At 70.6% G+C, this 17,004-nt stretch carries 12 protein-coding genes; 5 read left to right on the forward strand and 7 right to left on the reverse strand.

Going from position 1 to position 17,004, the window contains the following annotated elements; genetic code table 11:
- Window positions 1-159 precede the first annotated feature (159 nt).
- From LCD35_RS16350 to LCD35_RS16360, 3 genes are all read left to right on the forward strand, one after another.
- Window positions 160-705: a DUF1697 domain-containing protein gene (locus tag LCD35_RS16350; RefSeq protein WP_224959830.1), complete on the forward strand. Its 546-nt coding sequence runs from the start codon at window positions 160-162 to the stop codon at window positions 703-705.
- Between the two features lie 132 nt (window positions 706-837).
- Complete coding sequence (gene dnaK, locus LCD35_RS16355; RefSeq protein WP_225044418.1) at window positions 838-2,748, forward strand: molecular chaperone DnaK; 1,911 nt, start codon at window positions 838-840, stop codon at window positions 2,746-2,748.
- Between the two features lie 3 nt (window positions 2,749-2,751).
- Entirely contained in the window at window positions 2,752-3,333 is a 582-nt protein-coding gene (locus tag LCD35_RS16360; protein ID WP_224966876.1) for a nucleotide exchange factor GrpE, read from the forward strand.
- Between the two features lie 198 nt (window positions 3,334-3,531).
- Here LCD35_RS16360 and LCD35_RS16365 read toward each other — a convergent pair whose 3' ends face one another.
- Window positions 3,532-3,837, reverse strand: coding sequence for a hypothetical protein (locus LCD35_RS16365; protein ID WP_224966875.1), 306 nt, complete (start codon window positions 3,835-3,837; stop codon window positions 3,532-3,534).
- Window positions 3,838-4,032: 195 nt separating this feature from the next.
- Between LCD35_RS16365 and LCD35_RS16370 the strand changes: the two genes are divergently transcribed.
- Window positions 4,033-4,650 (forward strand): Scr1 family TA system antitoxin-like transcriptional regulator, encoded by a 618-nt coding sequence (locus LCD35_RS16370; protein ID WP_224966874.1) that lies wholly within the window; start codon window positions 4,033-4,035, stop codon window positions 4,648-4,650.
- A 66-nt stretch (window positions 4,651-4,716) separates the two neighbouring features.
- On the opposite strand, the gene LCD35_RS16375 is transcribed toward LCD35_RS16370, so the two are convergent.
- Window positions 4,717-5,913: a macrolide family glycosyltransferase gene (locus tag LCD35_RS16375; protein ID WP_224966873.1), complete on the reverse strand. Its 1,197-nt coding sequence runs from the start codon at window positions 5,911-5,913 to the stop codon at window positions 4,717-4,719.
- A gap of 274 nt (window positions 5,914-6,187) precedes the next feature.
- Here LCD35_RS16375 and LCD35_RS16380 point away from each other — a divergent pair, with 274 nt between their 5' ends.
- The gene (locus LCD35_RS16380) at window positions 6,188-6,745 is read left to right on the forward strand and encodes a TIGR03086 family metal-binding protein (RefSeq protein ID WP_224966872.1); all 558 of its coding nucleotides are present in this window, start codon (window positions 6,188-6,190) and stop codon (window positions 6,743-6,745) included.
- Window positions 6,746-6,999: 254 nt separating this feature from the next.
- Here LCD35_RS16380 and LCD35_RS16385 read toward each other — a convergent pair whose 3' ends face one another.
- The 5 genes from LCD35_RS16385 to LCD35_RS16405 all read right to left on the reverse strand — a co-directional run bounded on the left by LCD35_RS16385 (window position 7,000) and on the right by LCD35_RS16405 (window position 16,983).
- Window positions 7,000-8,451, reverse strand: coding sequence for a glutamate synthase subunit beta (locus LCD35_RS16385; RefSeq protein ID WP_224958884.1), 1,452 nt, complete (start codon window positions 8,449-8,451; stop codon window positions 7,000-7,002).
- On the reverse strand, window positions 8,444-13,009 hold the full coding sequence (gene gltB, locus LCD35_RS16390; protein WP_225044419.1) for a glutamate synthase large subunit: 4,566 nt from the start codon (window positions 13,007-13,009) through the stop codon (window positions 8,444-8,446). Before gltB ends, LCD35_RS16385 begins: the two co-directional genes overlap by 8 nt.
- A gap of 717 nt (window positions 13,010-13,726) precedes the next feature.
- On the reverse strand, window positions 13,727-15,016 hold the full coding sequence (locus LCD35_RS16395) for a glycosyltransferase family 87 protein (protein ID WP_225044420.1): 1,290 nt from the start codon (window positions 15,014-15,016) through the stop codon (window positions 13,727-13,729).
- A 421-nt stretch (window positions 15,017-15,437) separates the two neighbouring features.
- Window positions 15,438-15,899 carry a cupin domain-containing protein gene (locus LCD35_RS16400; protein WP_224958878.1) on the reverse strand — a complete coding sequence of 154 codons (462 nt, stop codon included), beginning with the start codon at window positions 15,897-15,899 and terminating at the stop codon, window positions 15,438-15,440.
- Window positions 15,900-15,918: 19 nt separating this feature from the next.
- On the reverse strand, window positions 15,919-16,983 hold the full coding sequence (locus LCD35_RS16405) for an Rrf2 family transcriptional regulator (protein WP_224966867.1): 1,065 nt from the start codon (window positions 16,981-16,983) through the stop codon (window positions 15,919-15,921).
- Window positions 16,984-17,004 lie beyond the last annotated feature (21 nt).

A 17,004-nucleotide genomic window follows, 5' to 3' on the forward strand; every position in this document is an offset into this window, starting at 1 on the left:
GGTGGCGTTCTCCCTGGCAGTGTTACTCGCTCGCGAAAAAACGGTCAAGGCAGACCGCTGCGGGTCACTGTGCGGTCGGCCACCTCGGGATGCTCCCACGCGCGCCGGGATCGTCGGTGGTGGCGGGCATGCTGTGTCGCGGACGAGAGGGGGTGCGCGGTGCGGCAACGGCAGGTCGCCCTGCTCCGCGGGGTGAACGTGGGCGGGCACAACAGGATTCCGATGGCGCGGTGGCGGGAGGTGCTGTCCGGGCGGGGTTTCGGCGAGGTGGGGACGTTGCTGCAGAGCGGCAACGCGGTGTTCACCGCGTCCTGCCCGGCGGCCGAGTCGGAACGGCTGGTGGCGGCGGACCTCGCCGCGGAGTTCGGGTTCGAGGTGCCGGTGCTGGTGCGCACCCGCGACGAGCTGGCGGCGGTGGTGGCGGCCGATCCGCTGGGCGAGGTGGCGAGCGTCCCGGCGCAGTACCTGGTGACGTTCCTGTCCGCGCGCCCCGATCCGGCGGCGCTGGCGGAGCTGGACGTGGCGGGCTGCGCGCCGGACATGGTGCGGTTCGGCGAGCGCGAGGTCTACGTGTGGTGCCCGGAGGGCGTGCGGAACTCGCGGATGCCGCAGTCGTGGTGGGAGCGCCGCCTCGGCCTGCGCGCGACCTCCCGCAACTGGTCGACGGTGACCCGCCTGCTGGCGCTGGCCGATTCCGGCCGGTGAGCTCGTCTCGGGGTTCGGGCCGGGACGTTGTCCCCTACCGATGTGCCGCGGCGACGTCTGACGCTGGGTCGTGGGAGCCACGTGGTGGCGCCGCGCGGCCGGGCTGCGGCGCAACCGAGCGAGGAGGGCGCAATGGGGCGAGCGGTGGGCATCGACCTGGGCACGACGAACTCCGTGGTGGCGGTGCTGGAGGGCGGCGAGGCGACCGTCATCGCGAACTCGGAGGGCGCGCGCACCACACCGTCGGTGGTGGCGTTCGCCCGCAGCGGTGAGCTGCTGACCGGCCAGCCTGCGAAGAACCAGGCGGTCACGAACGTCGATCGCACGATCCGGTCGGTGAAGCGGCACATGGGCACCGACTGGAAGACCACGATCGACGAGAAGGACTACACGGCGCAGGAGATCAGCGCCCGCGTGCTGATGAAGTTGAAGCGCGACGCCGAGACCTACCTGGGCGAGGACGTGACCGATGCGGTGATCACGGTCCCGGCGTACTTCGACGACGCGCAGCGGCAGACGACGAAGGAGGCCGGCCAGATCGCGGGCCTCAACGTGCTGCGCATCATCAACGAGCCGACGGCGGCCGCCCTCGCCTACGGGCTGGAGAAGGGCGAGAAGGAGCAGACGATCCTGGTGTTCGACCTCGGTGGCGGCACGTTCGACGTGTCGCTGCTGGACGTCGGCGAGGGCCTGGTCGAGGTGAAGGCGACCTCGGGCGACACCGACCTGGGCGGCGATGACTGGGACCAGCGGATCGTGGACTGGCTGGTGGAGAAGTTCAAGGCGTCCTCGGGCATCGACCTGACGAAGGACAAGATGGCCTTGCAACGCATCAAGGAAGCCGCGGAGAAGGCCAAGATCGAGCTGTCGAGCTCGTCGACGACGAACATCAACCTGCCCTACATCACGGTGGATTCCGAGAAGAACCCGATGTTCCTGGACGAGACGCTGTCCCGCGCGGAGTTCCAGCGCATCACCTCGGACCTGCTGGAGCGCACCCGCAAGCCGTTCGAGAACGCGGTGCGGGACGCGGGGATCTCGGTGCAGGACGTGGACCACGTGGTGCTGGTGGGCGGTTCCACGCGGATGCCCGCGGTCACCGAGCTGGTCAAGGAGCTGACCGGCGGCAAGGAACCGCACAAGGGCGTGAACCCGGACGAGGTGGTCGCCGTCGGCGCCGCCCTGCAGGCCGGGGTGCTGCGCGGCGAGGTGAAGGACGTCCTGCTGCTGGACGTGACACCGCTCTCCTTGGGCATCGAGACCAAGGGCGGCATCATGACGAAGCTGATCGAGCGGAACACCACGATCCCGACGAAGCGTTCGGAGACGTTCACGACGGCGGACGACAACCAGCCTTCGGTGCAGATCCAGGTGTTCCAGGGCGAGCGGGAGATCGCGGCGCACAACAAGAAGCTGGGCAGCTTCGACCTGACGGGCCTGCCGCCCGCCCCGCGCGGGGTGCCGCAGATCGAGGTGTCGTTCGACATCGACGCGAACGGCATCGTGCACGTCAACGCGAAGGACCTCGGCACCGGCAAGGAGCAGTCCATCCAGATCTCGGGTGGTTCGGCGCTGCCGAAGGAGGACATCGACCGGATGGTCTCGGACGCCGAGGCGCACGCCGACGAGGACCGCAACCGCCGCGAGGAGGCGGAGACCCGCAACCAGGCCGAAACCCTCGTCTACCAGACGGAGAAGGTCCTCACCGACAACGACGACAAGCTGCCCGCGGAGCTGAAGGAGCGGGTGCGGTCGTCGATCGGCGCGGCGAACGAGGCGTTGCGCGGGCAGGACGTATCGGCGATCCGGACGGCGGTGGACAAGCTGGCGTCCGAGTCGCAGGAGCTGGGCCAGGCGATCTACGGCAACGCCGGAGGCGGTGCGGGCCCATCGGCGGGCGCGGCAGGCGCAGGTGGCGCAGACGTGGGCGGTTCCGGGTCCGGTGGCTCGGGGTCGGGCGGTTCGGGGGCCGCCGGTTCCGGGTCGGGGGACGACGACGTGGTGGACGCGGAGGTCGTCGACGACCCGGAGGACCGGAGGTGAGCGATGGACGACGATCGCCGCAACTCGTTGCCGGTGCCCGCGGAACCGCGCGGCGGCCGGCCGCACGTCGCGCCCTCCCCCGCCGCAGACGAGCGCGAACAACCCCCGCCCGAACCGGACCCGGCGGAGCAGATCACCCGGCTGCGCGGTGAGCGGGACGCGCACCTGGAGATGCTGCGCCGGGTGACGGCCGAGTTCGACAACTACCGCAAGCGGATGCTGCGGGAGCAGACCACGCACCTGGACCGGGCCGCCGAGGGCGTGCTCACCCAGCTGCTGCCGGTGGTGGACGCGGTGGAGATCGGCGCCCGGCACCACCCGGAGGCGTTGGGGCCGGTGCACGAGCAGCTGCAGCACACCCTCGCCGCCGAGGGCCTGCACCGGTTCGACCCGCTGGGCGAACCGTTCGACCCGGCCGTGCACGAGGCGGTGGCGCCGGAGGAACCGCCCACCGTCGTCCCGATGCGCCGCGCTCCCGAGGCGGAGGCGGTGGTCGCCGAGGTGCTGCGGCCCGGCTACCGGGTGCACGGACACCTGCTGCGCCCGGCGCTGGTCCGCCTCGCCCCTTCCCCGGCAGCGGAGTGAACGGACCGTTCGTCCAGCTCTATCGGACAAGCGGTCCGTTCACCCACCCGAACACCGAGACGATCTCACCTGCTGCTGGAGTGAACGGACCGTTCGTCCCCTCTAGTTGGTCGAACGGTCTGTTCACCCGCGCTCGGAGGTCATGTTCGTTCCGGGTGAACGGACCGTTCGTCCCGTTCCATTGGTCGAACGGTCCGTTCACTTCGCCGAACCGGCCGGGGCGGGCGGTTCGTCCGCCCAGATCAGGTGCACCTGGTCGTGCCGGGTCAGGTGGGCGACGGCGGCGTCGACGGACCGGAACCGCGCGCGCCCGCGCCCGTCCTCGGCCGCGAACACCTCGGCCGCGTCGCCGAAGTCGAGGCCCCAGCACCGCACGAACCCGTCCTCCCGGACCCCGATCTCCTCGCACACCGCGAACAACCGCGGCCGGTGTACGGCCACCAACTCCCCCAGCTCCGCCCGGAACTCCTCGACGGTCGGGGTGGTCGTGCTCGTCGATTCCACGTTTCTCCTCTGCCGGACGCGCGCATCCGCTCCACTGTGGACATATCGCCCGATCGGGAGGGACGCGTCGCGGATACGATCACCGCTTCTCGGACGCCGGGAACGTAGCAACGCCGGAACCGGCCGGGAAATCGCAGATCACCACGACACGTTCAGGGGTTGCACGCGCGACCGGGTCGCCGAGGGAGGTCAGCAGTGCCGAAGTTCGCCGGTTCCCAGGCAAGGGCGATCGGAGCTGAGATGCGCCGAGCCCGAGATTCACTCGAATGGACCTTGGAGACGTTGGCGGCGGCGACGGACATATCCCGTTCCACCCTGTCCCGCATCGAGACGGGCGCACGCCGCGCCGACGTCGGCGAAGTCGCCTCCATCCTCACCGCCCTCGCCGTCACCGGCCCTGCCAAACAACGCCTGCTGCGGCTGGCGGGTGAAGGTGCTGGAACATGGGTTGAGATCGGTTCGGCAATGGATCAACAGCTCAGCGCGATCGCGGCGTACGAGAGCGAGGCCCGTTCGATCTCCGATTTCCAGATCTCGGTGATTCCCGGGCTGCTCCAGACTTCCGACTACGCTCGGAATCGAACGACCTCCTCACCCGCTACGCAAAGAGGTACGAACATGATCTTTGAGTTCCGCAAGAGCAGCTACAGCGGCGGCGGGAGCGGCACCTGCGTCGAGGTCGCCCTCAACGTCCCCGGCACCCGCGCCATCCGCGACAGCAAGAACCCGGCCGAGAGCCCGCTGTTCTTCGACCGGCGGACGTTCACGGCGTTCCTGACCGCGATCAAATCCGACCGCTACCCCGCTGCCTGATCCGCACTTGCGAACGGCCCATCCGCCCGAGCAGCGCGGGCGGATGTGCCGTTCAGCCAGGTGGTGTCAGGAGAGGAAGCGCTCCAGGGCGTCGGCGCCCGCGGGGGCTCCGCCGCTGGTGAGGACGGCTTCGCGCATCTCGGCGAGGTTGGCGCGGATCTGCTCGTCCGCGGCGACCTCGTCCACGGTGGCGCGCAGCAGCTCCGGCGTGACGTCGTCGGCCTGCAGCCGCTTGCCGAGCCCGAGCTCCTGGGCGCGGTCGGCGTTGGCCTCCTGTTCCGGCATCTGCGGGAACGCGATCGGCGGCACGCCGTAGTACAGCGTCTCCATCGTCGAGTTCATGCCGGTGTGGGTGAGGAACGCGGTGGCGTGCTGGAGCACCGCGGGCTGCGGGAAGCTCGTGCGCACCTCGAAGTTCTCCGGGATCTCGCCCAGGTCGGCTTCCTGCACGACCTTGCCGATGGACATGGCGACCTGCCAGCCGGAGTCGCGGAACGCCTCGATGCACAGCCGGAAGAACTCGGGGCGCTGGTTGAACACGGTGCCCAGCGAGATGAACAGCAGCGGCCTGTCACCGTGCTTCGGCTTCCAGTCGACGACGCCGCGCTGCCCCACGGACGGGCCGATGAACTCGAAGCGGTCGTCGAAGGTCTCGGAGCGCAGCTGGAACTTCTTCGGCAGGAACACCAGGTTCAGCGGCGACGGCTTCGCCTGCCCGAACGAGGACGGGTCGAAGGTGACGCCGAACTCGGTGGTGAGCTCCTTCATCCGCTTCGCGAAGTCCTGCACGATCGGGTGGTTCGGGTCGAAGGGGTTCTCGTCGTCCTTCTTCACCATCACGTCGCGCATCGAGAAGTGCTCGTTGCCCGCGAAGTGCGGGATGAGCGACAACTCGGGCACGCCCAGCTTCTCGGCGAGCATCGGACCGGTGGCCTCGGCCTGGTCGAAGCACACCGCGTCCGGCAGGTCCTGGCGGAAGTGCTCGACGAGCTTCGGGAACGACCGCTGGATGTCCTCGATGCGGAACTCCAGCATCGGGGCCATGGCCTCGGGCGTGAACTTGGCGAAGTTGGTGGGCATCTCGGGCATCACGGTGCCGGTGTCGAACAGCGTGGCACCGGCGGCCTGGACGGCGTCGTGGAATTCGGGACCGATGGCGTAGGTGACGCGGTGGCCGCGGCGGACGAGCTCCTCCACCAGCGGCAGCGTCGGGTTGACGTGTCCGTGCGCGGTCATGCTGACGAACGCGAAGTGCTTGCTCATGTTCCCCTCGGATGAGACTTGCCCGGACCGGCCCATACCCGCCGCGCCCGATCGACCTAGCCCATGGTCCTCCGAACGCGGCGCCGAAAAAAGGTGTTTTCCGCAACCAATTACCTTCACAGCGAGCGAAATGCCGCCAAATCAAGGCTCTGAACTGCGACGTTCCCGATATGCGGCGTTCGGGTGTGATCCACACCGCTGCCGCCGGCACGCCGCGCCGAAGCCGGGCACCGAGCGCGCGGTGGCGGCCTCGACCGTGGCGTAGCGTGCCGCCATGCCGACTCCAGCGCAGCAGCTCATCCCCGCCGGCCTCGACCGCTTCGGTGCCCTGGTGCACGCCGTCGAGCGGTGGGACGACCCGACGCCGTGCAGCGCGTGGACCGTCCGCGACCTCGTCGGCCACCTCGTCGCCGAACACCGCTGGGCACCGCACCTGCTCGCCGGGGAGACCCTGGAGCAGGTCGGCGACCGCTACGACGGCGACCTGCTCGGCGACGACCCGGTGCGCGCGTGGGACGACGCCGCCCGCGGATCCCGCGCGGCGTGGGCGTCCGCCGACCTGACCGGGACCGCCCGGTTCTCCTTCGGCGAAGCGCCGATGACCACCTACGCCGAGCAGATGCTCATCGACCTCACCGTGCACGGCTGGGACCTGGCGCGCGCCACCGGGCAACCCGAGGGCCTCGACCCGGCCGCCGTCGACCTCGGCCTCGCCTACGCACGCCCCAACGCCGAGCGGATGGTCGGCCTCGGCATCATCGACCCGCCGATCCCCACCGACAGCACAGATCCCGCCGTGCAACTCCTCTCCCTGCTGGGCCGCCGCGCCTGACCGCCCGCCCCCAGGGGAACACGACTCTTTCCTGTCAGCGGCGAAGCCGATGAGCAGCGACCACGCACGCAGCCGGACCACCCGCGGGTTCTCAGCTGTTCCCTCGCGAGGACAGCGATTTCTCCTGTGGCGGAGCCACCGGTGAAATCGATCCCGCAGCGAGGGGCCCGCTGAGGTTCCGCCACCCCAGTGCTGCGCAACAAGCGCGAAGCGCCCCGGGTGAATTCACCCGGGGCGCTTCGTCAGACGCTCGATCAGACCAGCGGGCGGTCCGTCGGGGCGATCGGGGCGGGTAGCACGTCCCGGCCCGTCAGGTAGCGGTCCACCCCGGCGGCCGCGGACCGGCCCTCGGAGATCGCCCACACGATCAGCGACTGGCCGCGGCCCATGTCGCCCGCCGTGAACACACCGTCCACAGTGGTCATGAAGTCCGAGTCGCGGGCGACGTTGCCGCGCTCGTCGAGCTCCACGCCTAGATCGGTGAGCAGGCCCTCCTTCTCCGGGCCGACGAAGCCCATCGCCAGGAAGGCCAGCTGGCACGGCAGCTCCCGCTCGGTGCCCTCGACCGGCACGAAGCGGCCGTCCTCGCGGCGCACCTCCGCGAGCCGCAGCGCGCGCAGGTTCCCGTTCTCGTCGGCGAGGAACTCCTGGGTGTTGACGGAGAACAACCGCTCCCCGCCCTCCTCGTGCGCCGAGGTCACCTTGAACGTCATCGGGTACGTCGGCCACGGCTGGTTGTCCGGCCGCGTCGACGGCGGCGTCGGCATGATCTCCAGCTGGGTGACCGACTTCGCGCCCTGCCGGTGCGCGGTGCCGACGCAGTCCGCACCGGTGTCACCGCCGCCGATCACCACGACGTCCTTGCCCGCGGCGTCGATCGGCGAGGACGGCAGGTCGCCCTCCTGCACCTTGTTGGCCAGCGGCAGGTACTCCATCGCCTGGTGCACCCCGACCGCCTCGCGGCCGGTGATCGGCAGGTCCCGGGCCGCGGTGGCGCCGCCGGCGAGGACCACCGCGTCGTAGTCGGCCTTCAGCTGCTCCACCGACACGTCCACGCCGACGTGCACGCCGGTGCGGAACTCGGTGCCCTCGGCCCGCATCTGGCCGAGCCTGCGGTCCAGGCGCCGCTTCTCCATCTTGAACTCGGGGATCCCGTAGCGCAGCAGCCCGCCGATGCGGTCCGCCCGCTCGTAGACCACCACGTCGTGGCCCGCGCGGGTCAGCTGCTGGGCGGCGGCCAGGCCGGACGGCCCGGATCCGATCACCGCGACCCGCTTGCCGGTCTTCGACGCGGGCGGCTGCGGCGGCACCCGGCCCTCCGCCCAGGCCCGGTCGATGATCTCGATCTCGACCTGCTTGATCGTCACCGGATCGGAGTTGATGCCGACCACGCACGCCGCCTCGCACGGGGCGGGGCACAACGTCCCGGTGAACTCCGGGAAGTTGTTCGTGGCGTGCAGCCGCTCGATCGCCTCGCTCCAGTCGTCGCGCCAGGTGAGGTCGTTCCACTCCGGGATCAGGTTGCCCAGCGGACAACCGTTGTGGCAGAACGGGATGCCGCAGTCCATGCAGCGGCCCGCCTGCTCCTTGACCCGGCCCGGCTCGAAGTCCAGGTAGACCTCGCGCCAGTCCTTGATCCGGATGTCCACGGGGCGGCGCTCGGGCGTCTGGCGCGCCGTGGTGATGAAGCCCTTCGGGTCAGCCATGAGCCGCCTCCATGATCGCCTGGTCAACGTCGCGGCCGTCGCGCTCGGCGGCGGTCTGCGCGGCCAGCACGCGCTTGAAGTCGCGCGGCATGACCTTCGCGAAGCGCGCCACCGCGCGGTCCCAGTCCGCCAGCAGTTCCGCGGCCACCTGCGAGGCCGTCTGCTCGTGGTGCCTGCGGACCCGGTCGTGCAGGAACTCCCGGTCGGCCTCGTCCAGCTCGTCGAGGTCCACCATCTCCGGGTTGATCCGCTCCTCCCGCAGGTCCAGCACGTAGGCGATGCCACCGGACATGCCGGCCGCGAAGTTGCGGCCGGTGCCGCCGAGGATCACCGCGCGGCCACCGGTCATGTACTCGCAGCCGTGGTCGCCGATGCCCTCGACGACGGCGACCGCGCCCGAGTTCCGCACGCAGAACCGCTCGCCCACCACGCCGCGCACGAACAGCTCACCGGACGTCGCGCCGTACAGCAGCACGTTGCCCGCGATGACGTTGTCCTCGGCGGTGTAAGCGGCGCCCTCCGGCGGCCGCACCACGATCCGCCCGCCCGACAGGCCCTTGCCGACGTAGTCGTTGCCGTCGCCGAGCAGCCGCAGCGTGATGCCCCGCGGCACGAACGCCCCGAAGCTCTGCCCGGCCGAACCGGTGAACGTCACGTCGATCGTGTCGTCCGGCAACCCCTCGCCGCCCCACCGGCGGGTCAGCTCGTGGCCGAGCATGGTGCCCACCGTGCGGTTGACGTTGCGCACCGGCAGCTCAAGCCGCACCGGCGTCGCGTCCTTCAACGCGCCCTCGCTGAGCTGGATCAGCGTGTGGTCCAGGGCCTTGTCCAGGCCGTGGTCCTGGGTGGTGGTGTTGTGCAGCGCCGCGCCCGGCGCCAGCTCCGGGACGTGGGTGATCGCCGAGAGGTCCAGCTCCTCGGTCTTCCAGTGCCGCACCGCGTCGTCGGTGTCGATCAGCTCGGCGTGCCCGACGGCCTCCTCGATGGACCGGAAGCCGAGTTCCGCCAGGTACTCCCGCACTTCCTGGGCGATGAACTCGAAGAAGTTCACCACGTACTCGGCCTTGCCGTCGAACTTCGCCCGCAGCTGCGGGTTCTGCGTGGCCACGCCCACCGGGCAGGTGTCCAGGTGGCACACCCGCATCATGATGCAGCCGGACACGACCAGCGGGGCGGTGGCGAAGCCGAACTCCTCCGCGCCCAGCAGCGCCGCGATCACCACGTCGCGACCGGTCTTGAGCTGCCCGTCGGTCTGCACCACGATCCGGTCGCGCAGGTCGTTGGCCAGCAGCGTCTGCTGCGTCTCGGCCAGGCCCAGCTCCCACGGGCCGCCCGCGTGCTTGATCGAGGACAGCGGGGAGGCACCGGTGCCGCCGTCGTGCCCGGAGATCAGCACCACGTCGGCGTGCGCCTTGCTCACGCCCGCCGCGACCGTGCCGACGCCGACCTCGCTGACCAGCTTGACGTGGATCCGCGCCTTCGGGTTGGCGTTCTTCAGGTCGTGGATCAGCTGTGCGAGGTCCTCGATGGAGTAGATGTCGTGGTGCGGCGGCGGGGAGATCAGCCCCACGCCCGGCGTGGAGTGCCGGGTCTTGCCCACCCACGGGTACACCTTGTGGCCGGGCAGCTGCCCGCCCTCGCCGGGCTTCGCGCCCTGCGCCATCTTGATCTGGATGTCGTCGGCGTTGACCAGGTACTCGCTGGTGACGCCGAACCGGCCGGAGGCGACCTGCTTGATCGCCGAGCGGCGCGAATCGCCGTTGGCGTCCGGGGTGAACCGGTCGGCGTCCTCACCGCCCTCACCGGTGTTCGACTTGCCGCCGAGGCGGTTCATCGCGATCGCGAGGGTCTCGTGCATCTCCTGCGAGATCGAGCCGTAGGAGATGGCGCCGGTGGCGAACCTCTTCACGATCGACTCGATCGGCTCGACCTCGTCGATCGGCACCGGCCGCCGGGCACCTTCGCGGAACTTGAACAGGCCGCGCAGGGTCATCAGATCCCGCGACTGGTCGTCGACGGCCTTCGTGTACTCCTTGAAGACCTCGTAGCGGCCGGACCGCGTGGAGTGCTGCAGCTTGAACACGGTGCGCGGGTTGAACAGGTGCGGGTCGCCCTCGCGCCGCCACTGGTACTCGCCGCCCACCTGCAAGGTGCGGTGCGGGGCCTGCACGCCGTCGTCCGGGTAGGCGCGGCGGTGCCGCTCGGCGACCTCCTTGGCCAGCAGGTCGAAACCGACCCCGCCGAGCCGCGAGGTGGTGCCGGCGAAACATCGGTCGATGACCTCCGCGCCCAGCCCGATCGCCTCGAAGATCTGCGCACCGGTGTACGAGGCCACCGTGGACACGCCCATCTTCGACATCGTCTTGCGCACGCCCTTGCCGAGCGCCTTGATCAGGTTGCCGGTGGCCTTCGCCGGGTCGAGTCCCTGGAGCACGCCGTTGTGCACCAGGTCCTCGACGCTGGCCATCGCCAGGTACGGGTTGACGGCCGCGGCGCCGTAGCCGATGAGCAGCGCGACGTGGTGCACCTCGCGCACGTCACCGGCCTCGATCACCAGGCCGACGTGGGTGCGGGTCTTCTCCCGCACCAGGTGGTGGTGCACCGCGCCGGTCACCAGCAGCGACGGGATCGGCGCGTGCTCGGCGTCGGCGGCCCGGTCGGAGAGCACCAGCACGTGCGCGCCCTCGGCGACCGCGGCGGACACCTCGGCGCAGATCTCGTCGAGCCGCTCCCGCAGCGCCTCGCCACCGCCGCGCACCCGGTAGGTGCTGGAGATGATCGCGGGCTTGAGGCCGGGGCGGTCGCCGTCGTCGTCGATGTGCACGATCTTGGCGAGCTGGTCGTTGTCCAGCACCGGGAACGGCAGCACCAGCTGCTTGCAGGCGTCCGGATCGTGGTCGAGCAGGTTGTGCTCGGGGCCGATGTGGGTGGCCAGCGAGGTCACCAGCTCCTCGCGGATGGCGTCCAGCGGCGGGTTGGTGACCTGCGCGAACAGCTGCGTGAAGTAGTCGAACAGCTGCCGCGGGCGCTTCGAGAACGCCGCGAACGGCACGTCGTTGCCCATCGAGCCGATCGGCTCCGCCCCACCGGCGGCCATCGGCTTGAGCAGCACGTTCAGCTCTTCCTGCGTGTAGCCGAACACCTGCTGGCCGTGCACCAGCGACGCGTGCGAGGGCACCTCGCGGTCGCGGTCGGGCAGATCGCCCAGGTGCACCACGCCCTCGTCCAGCCACTGCTGGTACGGGTGCGCGGCGGCCAGCTCGCCCTTGATCTCCTCGTCGTCGACGATGCGCCCGGCACCGGTGTCGACCAGGAACATGCGGCCCGGCTGCAACCGGCCCTTGCGCACCACGCGCGCCGGGTCCAGTTCGAGCACGCCGACCTCGCTGGCCAGCACGACGAGGCCGTCGTCGGTCACCCAGTAGCGGCCGGGGCGCAGCCCGTTGCGGTCCAGGACCGCGCCGATCTGGGTGCCGTCGGTGAACGCCACCAGCGCGGGGCCGTCCCAGGGTTCCATCAGGTAGTTGTGGAACTCGTAGAACGCGCGGCGCTGCGGGTCCATCTCGGCGTGGTTCTCCCACGCCTCCGGGATCATCATCAGCACCGAGTGCGGCAGCGAGCGCCCGCCCAGGTGCAGCAGCTCCAGCACCTCGTCGAAGGTCGCCGAGTCGCTGCCGTCCGGCGTCGCGATCGGGTACAGCCGCTGCAGGTCACCGGGGATGAGGTCGGTCGCGAGCATGCTCTCGCGGGTCCGCATCCAGTTCCGGTTCCCCTTCATCGTGTTGATCTCGCCGTTGTGCGCGATGAAGCGGTACGGGTGCGCCAGCGGCCACGACGGGAACGTGTTCGTGGAGAACCGCGAGTGCACCAGGCCGATGGCGCTGGTGAACCGCTCGTCGGCCAGGTCCGGGTAGAACGAGCCCAGCTGGGTCTCGCTAAGCATTCCCTTGTAGACGAAGGTCCGCGCCGACAGGCTCGGGAAGTACACCGCGGCCTCGTGCTCGGCGCGCTTGCGCACGCAGAAGGCGCGGCGTTCGAACTGGAGGGCCGATTCGGACTCGGCTCCGTCGCTGCCGTGCCCGATGAACAGCTGGCGGAAGCTCGGCATCACCTCGCGGGCGGCCCGCCCGGCGTTGTCCGGCTCGATCGGCACCTCGCGCCAGCCGAGCAGGGTGAGGCCCTCCTCGGCGACGATCCGCTCGACGATCTCGGCCGCCTCCCGCGCCTCGTCGGCGTCGGCGGGCAGGAAGGCGGTCCCGGCCGCGTACCCGCCCGCTTCGGGCAGGTCGAACGGGACCACGGCGCGGAAGAACTCGTCGGGGACCTGCGTCAGCACGCCGACGCCGTCCCCCGTCTCCGGGTCGGCGCCCTTGGCACCCCGGTGCTCCAGGTTGCGCAATGCCGTGAGGGCGTTCTGCACCAGTGCATGGCTGCGCCGCCCGTGCATGTCGGCCACGAACGCCACTCCGCAGGCGTCGTGGTCGTGAGCCGGGTCGTACAGACCCCGCTCGGCGGCGCGACGTTGCGCCTCATTTCTCAAATACTGGGAATCCGGCATCGATCCTCCCGTCGCCAGGCCCGGATCGCGGCGAGGGAATTGTGAGCACTCGCAAGCGATCCGCGAAAACCTTTCGGGCACTGACAAAAGGATGCGCCGTTGCATCGTCGGTCAGTTCCGGGCACTGTACAGACGGATCGGGCCCACGGCTACGCCTGAGTAACACGGATGAAAATCACATGGCGGCGTCCCGGAGCGTGGAACCGGCCACCTTCCGGCGGTCAACCGCAGGTCACCTTCGATCAACCCCCTGACCAGCGGCGGCGCCCGCGGGAACCGGGCTCCAGGGTTCAAAGGCAGGCGTTGCGCCTGATCACGACGGCTTTTTCGGTCCAGTCCGGTTCGAGCGTGATGCAGCACACATCCCGGGAAGGGTTGCCTGACTCGAACCTCATCGAGACCGTCCTCTGTGGAACTCCGGCTTCCCCCGCCGCCGCCCCGAATTCACACGGATGACGCAGCGCCGAGACCAGATTCCCGTGCCATGCGCCGAATCCGGGCTCCGGATGAAACGTTCCATTCGGACATCACGCCGCCGACCGGCGACGACGGGGACGGCCACCGGCTCCCGCACGCGGTCCCGGCGCCGCCGATCGCGCTCCGCGAGCGGCCGAGCACCCGGCGCGCGCGCAGCGGACCCGAGTCCGTGTTCCCGGGGCAGCGGTGCGGAATGGCCCGGCTCCGCACCGTCACGATTCGCAATTCCCGTCCGGACGGTCAATCGCGGGACGGGTCTCCGGTCACCGCGGGCGCCGGTTCCGCCGCGTAACGCGACAGCAGCAGAAGCATTGCGATTCCGATCAGCAGATAGGAATTGCCGAACAGGTGCTGTAGCGCATTCCAGTTCCCATTGGCCGGGAACATCCGGAACAGGGTGACGAAGGCGGCCAGCACGAGCACGCCCGCCGACACCAGCCAGCCGCGGCTGCGCCTGCGCAACGCCGTGCCGGCCGCGACGAGCACGCCCGGCGCCACCCACACCCAGTGGTCCGACCAGGACGTCGGCGAGACCAGCAGCGCCAGCAGCGCCGTCGCCAGCAACGCCGGAGCCACCTCCGCCGTGCGCAGCACCCGCACCGCCACCAGCGTCAGCACCAGCGCGCACAGCGCCCACAGCGCGTGCTCGGTCAACGCGGGCAGGTCCAGCCGGGACAACGCGCCCATGATCGACTGGTTGGTGTGGTACGTGGAACCGCTGACGCCCGCGGCCGGACCGGTGCCGAACCAGTAGTCCATCGACGCCGAGCGGTTCAGCACGAACCCGAAGCAGGTCCCGGCGACGGCGGTGATCGCGGCGACCGCGGCCGCCCGGTACTCCTTGCGCACCAGGAAGAACAGCAGGAACGCGGCCGGCGTCAGCTTGATCGCGGCGGCCAGGCCCACCAGCAGGCCCCGCGGCCAGCGCGGGTGCTCGGTCAGGCAGTCCACCGCCACCAGCCCCATCAGCAGCACGTTGACCTGGCCCAGCCCGAACGACGCGTACACCGGTTCCAGCAGCAGCGTGCCCGGCAGGCCGATCGCGGCCACCGCGGCCGCGCTCTCCCGGCCCAGGTGCGGCCACGTCCGCCGCGCCACCAGGTACAGCACCACGCCGATCGCGACCAGGTCCGTCAGGTAGAGCAGCCACAGCCCCGCCACGTACGGCAGCACCGATGGCACCGCCAGCGGCAGCAGCGCGAACGGCGGGTACACCCACGGCAGGATCCGGTCGGCGCTCGTCATCGGACCGCCGACCGTGATGTCCCCGCCGCTGAGCCAGGTGTGCACCGCCCAGCGGTACACCTGGTAGTCGACGCCCGCGCCGTGCCCCAGCCCGGCGCGGCTCATCAGGAACAGCGCCACCAGCGAGACCAGCAGCGCCACCGCACCGGCGGCGATGACCGGCCGCGGCCGGACCAGCACGTGGGCGCGCAGCCGCGCGAACCAGCGCTGCGCGGTGGTGAGGTAGCGGGTGAGTGCGGCCTGCCTGGGCCCGGGTAACCGGGGGCTGCGTAGCGGGGTGGCCAACGAGATCCTTCCGTCGCGCGGCCACCAGCATCGGCTGCCCGATCCCCGACTAGGAGCATCCGGCCGCAGGGGGTGCACCTGGATACAGGCGCAGAACTCTATCCAACCGCCCGGAGTGCTCCACCCCACACCCCTGCTCCGAGGTGGGCGGCCAGCTCGGGCCTCGGGCCACCCACCCGGTCGATCACTCCAGCTGCCGTCGAACCCGCCAGGTAGGTCATGTCCGTTTCCTGTCAGCGGCGAAGCCGATGAACTGCCGACCACGCACGCAGCCGGACCACCAGCGGGTTCTCAGCGGGATCCTCGCGAGGACAGCGTTTTCGCCTGTGGCGGAGCCACCGGTGAAAACGATCCCGCAGCGGGAATCCCGCTGAGGTTCCGCCACCCGACCACCCCGCAGCAGAAGTCGAGAGACGCTCGGTCAGAGCGCGTAGAGCTCCGGGAGGTTGACGACGATGGCCTCCTGAGTGCTCCGGGAGATCACCACGACGGCCTTGTGCTCCGGGTCCGGGTTCTCCTCGCGGTGCGGCACGTACGGCGGCACGAAGATGTAGTCGCCGGGCTCGGTCTCGATCTGCACCTCCTCGGTGCCGTCGTGGAAGACGAACCGGGGGTGGCCGCTGACCACGTAGATCGCGGTCTCCGACTCACCGTGGTGGTGGTTGTCGGAGGCCGTCGCGGGCGCCACGTGCGTCTCGCCGGTCCAGATCCGCTCGGAGCCGACGGTGTCGCCGCTGATCGCCGCGAACCGCTGCATGCCCTCGGTCTGCGCGGTGCCCCCGTCCAGCTCGCTGCCGCGGATGTGGTGCAGCCGGGAGCGCAGCGACTGCTTCTCCGCGGGGTCGACCTTCGAGGTCAGGTCGGGGTGGAATGCGTCCGCCATGGAACTGCTCCGTTCTGGGTCAGGCCGCCGCGCGCTGTTCGGCGGCCAGGTCGGCGATGGTGATCCGTTCGAGGAAGTCCGCGACGGCGCCGCCGAGCCGCGTCCACACCGCGTCCCGCTCGGCGTCGTCGTGCCGGGAGGTCACCGCGCCTTCGACGACGCGGACCACGTCGGCGAGGGTGATCTCCGCGGCGTCCCGCGCCGGCCAGTAGCCGCCTTCGCAGCCGCGCTGGCTGTGCACGAGGCCGCCGCGGCGCAGCTCCACCATCAGGTTCACCAGCGAGTTCAGCGGAATCCCCTGGGTGCGGGCCATCGATTCGCAGGTCTGCTGCCTGCCGCTGCTCGCCAGCTCCACCAGGGCGCGCACCGAGTAGTCGACGCGCGCGGAGATGTGCACGGGCGCGGCGCGGCGCACCCGGGTGCTCCTGGTCGCGGCCACCTCCGGCAGCACCACGGCGCCCTTGGCGATCTCCTCGCAGAACAGCACGATCCGGGCGGCGACGCTGCGGTGCACCTTGTCGTTGAGCACGTCGTGCACGCCGTCCTTGAACACCGCGGTGCTCGCCTGCGGGTGCGCGGCGCCGAGCCGGGTGACCGGGTCGACGGGCGCGATGGCGTCGGCATCGCCGTGCAGCAGCAGCACCGGCACGTCCGGGAGCCGCTGCGGCGGTTCGGCGGTGCCCGCGTCGAGCTCGCCCCAGTGGAAGTCCGGGTCGGCGCTGAGCCGTTCGCGGTGGATCGGGCAGGAGGTGCGGGCGGCGATCTCGTCCTCGCGCCCGGCGGGCGCACCGGGCGCCGCGGCCAGCGGGGTGCCCGCCAGCACCAGCCCGTCCACCTCGGTCTCCAGCGCGGTCTCCCAGGCGCGCAGCGCACCGGTGTCGGTGCCGACGAGGATGCGGGCGGTGTCGCCCGCCCCGTCGAACCAGTCGGCAGGTCCGGTGCCGAGGTCCGGGACGACGACGGTGTAGCCGTCGACGGCGAGCCTGCGGCCGAACCGCTCGTACAGGCCGGGGTGTTCGCCCCGCCCGTGCAGCACCACGACGTGGCCCCGCGAGGCGGTCTCCGGCACCCAGCTGCGGGTCATCTCGACTCCATTCGTTCCGTG

The organism is Saccharopolyspora sp. 6V (assembly GCF_020176785.1).
Taxonomy (GTDB): domain Bacteria; phylum Actinomycetota; class Actinomycetes; order Mycobacteriales; family Pseudonocardiaceae; genus Saccharopolyspora_C; species Saccharopolyspora_C gregorii.

What these genes read in the sequence shown, in the direction of transcription:
- gltB (WP_225044419.1), bottom strand. Translation starts at nt 13,009, where the DNA reads ATGCCGGATTCCCAGTATTTGAGAAATGAGGCGCAACGTCGCGCCGCC.
- LCD35_RS16375 (WP_224966873.1), bottom strand. Translation starts at nt 5,913, where the DNA reads ATGAGCAAGCACTTCGCGTTCGTCAGCATGACCGCGCACGGACACGTC.
- LCD35_RS16360 (WP_224966876.1), top strand. Translation starts at nt 2,752, where the DNA reads ATGGACGACGATCGCCGCAACTCGTTGCCGGTGCCCGCGGAACCGCGC.
- LCD35_RS16385 (WP_224958884.1), bottom strand. Translation starts at nt 8,451, where the DNA reads ATGGCTGACCCGAAGGGCTTCATCACCACGGCGCGCCAGACGCCCGAG.
- LCD35_RS16380 (WP_224966872.1), top strand. Translation starts at nt 6,188, where the DNA reads ATGCCGACTCCAGCGCAGCAGCTCATCCCCGCCGGCCTCGACCGCTTC.
- LCD35_RS16400 (WP_224958878.1), bottom strand. Translation starts at nt 15,899, where the DNA reads ATGGCGGACGCATTCCACCCCGACCTGACCTCGAAGGTCGACCCCGCG.
- dnaK (WP_225044418.1), top strand. Translation starts at nt 838, where the DNA reads ATGGGGCGAGCGGTGGGCATCGACCTGGGCACGACGAACTCCGTGGTG.
- LCD35_RS16405 (WP_224966867.1), bottom strand. Translation starts at nt 16,983, where the DNA reads ATGACCCGCAGCTGGGTGCCGGAGACCGCCTCGCGGGGCCACGTCGTG.